The sequence below is a fragment of the Sphingobium sp. ba1 genome (assembly GCF_000743655.1).
Taxonomy (GTDB): Bacteria; Pseudomonadota; Alphaproteobacteria; order Sphingomonadales; family Sphingomonadaceae; genus Sphingobium.
Genome location: NZ_JPPQ01000069.1, coordinates 2,928,407 through 2,931,193, shown reverse-complemented (window position 1 = coordinate 2,931,193; position 2,787 = coordinate 2,928,407). Strand labels below are relative to the sequence as shown.

The 2,787-nt window shown below is 68.4% G+C and carries 3 protein-coding genes; 2 read left to right on the top strand and 1 reads right to left on the bottom strand.

Annotation, left to right across the window (positions count from 1 at the left end; genetic code table 11):
* The coding region (locus IL54_RS17450; RefSeq protein ID WP_037479096.1) for an alpha-E domain-containing protein at positions 1-1,130 on the top strand (1,130 nt) is incomplete at its 5' end.
* A complete protein-coding gene (locus IL54_RS17445; protein ID WP_037477314.1) occupies positions 1,127-2,023 on the top strand; it encodes a transglutaminase family protein in 897 nt (298 codons plus the stop codon). The genes IL54_RS17450 and IL54_RS17445, both read left to right, overlap by 4 nt.
* Positions 2,024-2,030: 7 nt before the next feature.
* On the opposite strand, the gene IL54_RS17440 is transcribed toward IL54_RS17445, so the two are convergent.
* Positions 2,031-2,787 (bottom strand): cytochrome P450 (locus IL54_RS17440; RefSeq protein ID WP_037479093.1); only part of this gene is annotated, 757 nt, incomplete at its 5' end.

The window sequence follows — 2,787 nt, the reverse complement described above, 5'->3', positions numbered from 1 at the left end:
TGTTCGTGGCGCGCGATGCGCTCGGCCAATGGCGCGTGATGCCGGGTGCTTTCGCGCGCCTCGCGGGCCATGGCGACATCCGCGCCGCGCTCATGGGGCGGGGCGACATGTCCGCCGACATGTGCGTCATCGACAGCCAGCCCGTGCCGCCCGACACGCTGCTGGGATCGGGCGGCGCGCCCGCGATCCGGCGGGTGGGCGGGATGCTGCCGGCTAAGGCGGCGGACAATCTCTTCTGGCTGGGCCGCTATATCGAGCGCACCGAAATGACGCTGCGGCTGATCCGCGCGATCGTTGGCGGATCGATCGAGGCGGACATCGGCCCCTCGCTTGCCTCACCCACCATGGCGCGGCTGGTCGGGCAACTGGCTTTGTGGGGCGCGATCCCCGGCAGTCGCGGCGCGGTCGGTCCGCTTTGCGCCATCGCGCTGGGCGACGCCAACCAGAGCGGCAGCGTGCGGACGCTGATGGGGCGGGTCGCCAATATCGGCGAAGGGCTGCGCGACCGGCTGGCCAGCGACGTGTGGCGGCTGGTGCGCTTGCCACTGCCCCGCTTCGACGGCGCGGTGACCGAGACGCTGCTCGACGCCACCTCGCGCATGATCGAGCGGATTTCCGCGCTGTCGGGCCTGGCGGCGGAGAATATGGCGCGCACCGAAGCCTGGCGCTTCCATGATATGGGCCGCCGGATGGAGCGCGCGATCAATGGCTGTCACCTCGTCACCCTGTTCGGCAGCGACGGGGCCAGCGCCGACGACCTGACCGTGCTGCTCGACCTGCAGGACAGCCAGATCAGCTATCGCACCCGCTATCTGACCGGCCCGGCGCTGCCGCCGGTGCGCGATCTCGTCGCGCTGGAGCCGCATAATCCGCGCGCCATCGTCTATCAGGCGGCACGACTGGCAGAGCATATCGCCGCGCTGCCCACGTTGCGCGCCGACGGCATGCCCGAAGAACCGCTGCGCCGCGCCGATGCGCTGGTGGCGCGGCTCGCGCCGCTGACCGGCGACATGCTGACCATGGCCGATATCGCCGATGTCGAAAACCGGCTGCTCGGCCTCTCCGACGCGATCGGCCAGCGCTATTTCCTGCAAGTGCGCAAGACCGAGACGATGGACCTGCTGTCATGATCTACCATGTCCGGCACCGCACCATCCTGCGCTATGCCAGCCCGATGCGGCTGGCCCGCTTCAACCTGCGGCTGCGGCCCGCGCCGTGGCCGGGACAATGGACGTCCGACTATGCGCTGGAGGTCGATCCGCTGCCGTCGGCGATCGATTCGCGCCCCGGTGCCTGGCCGGTCCATGTCGCCCGGCTGGTGATCGAAAGCCCGATCCGCCAGCTCACCATCGAAAGCCGCTTCCGCATCGGCGTGCAGGGCGGCGCGATCGTGCCGCAAGCGGATGATCCCACCATCGGCGCAGTGGCACAGGCGGCGCTGGCCGAACGCGACATGGGACCAGCGGCACCCGCCCATTATCTCTATGCCTCGGTGCGCGCGCCGCTGTTGGCTGACATCGGTGCCTGGGTCGGCGATGGCCTGTCGCCTGACCGGCCGATCGTCGCCGCCGCGCTCGACCTAGCGCAGCGCATCCGCGCCGAATTTCGCTATGAACCAGGCAGCACCGACGCAGCCACCCCGGTCGCCGACGCCTTTGCCGCGCGCCATGGCGTGTGCCAGGATTTCGCCCATGTCATGGTGGTGGCGCTGCGCCTCGCCGGGCTGCCCGCCGCCTATGTCAGCGGCTATCTGCGCACCTACCCGCCGCCCGGCAAGCCGCGCCTGATCGGGGCGGACGCGATGCACGCCTGGGTCATGCTATGGTGCGGGCGGACGCGGGGCTGGATCGGCTTTGATCCCACCAATGGCGTCATCACCGGCGACGGCCATCTCTTCGTCGCCATGGGCCGCGACTATGCCGACGTCGCGCCGATGGACGGGCTGTTCGTCGGCGGCGGCGGGCAAAGCCTGCAACTGATGGTCGATGTCGTGCCGGAGGAGGAGATGGCGGGAGGGGCGTAGCCCTCACTTAATCGCCCACAGCCCCGAACAACAACGGCATCCCCGTCCTCGGCCGAATGGTCAGGCGGCTGATCGGTTCGGGCTTGAACCCCGGCGGCACGCTCAGGGCAAAGCGCCGCACGACCGCCGCGATCACCGTCATCACCTCCTGCTGGGCAAAGCCCGCCCCGACGCACACGCGCGGCCCCCGGCCGAACGGGAACCAGGCCTGCTTCACCATGTCGGCATTGGCGGGATCATCGAAGCGATCGGGGTCGAAGGCATGGGGGCAGGCCCAATTATCCTTGTTGCGCTGGGTCAGCCACGGCGCGACCACCAGCATTGATCCAGTCTCCAGATGCTTGTCGCGCATATCCATGGGACAAGTGACTTCGCGCGGTAGGAAGGAGACGGGCGGATAGAGGCGCAGCGTCTCGCGGAAGATATTGCGCAACTGCCCCATTTCCTTGAGCATAGGCGCGGTCAGCGGCGCGTCGCCCGCCACAGCCGCTATTTCCGCCCGCACCCGATCCTGAATATGCCGACATTCGGCGAGCATATAGAGCGCCCAGGTCATGGTGCTGGCCGATGTCTCATGCCCCGCGAGGAAGATAGTCGACACCTGCTCCATCACCTGATTGCAGGTGAAGGATTCCCCGGTTTCGGGATGTTTCGCCTCGATCAGCGACTGGAGAATGTCGCGATGCGGCGCTTGCCCGCGCGCATGCCAGCCCTCATAGCGCGCCTCCACGATCGGGCGGAACACATCATGAATGGCGCGCGCC

What these genes read in the sequence shown, in the direction of transcription:
- IL54_RS17445 (WP_037477314.1), top strand. Translation starts at nt 1,127, where the DNA reads ATGATCTACCATGTCCGGCACCGCACCATCCTGCGCTATGCCAGCCCG.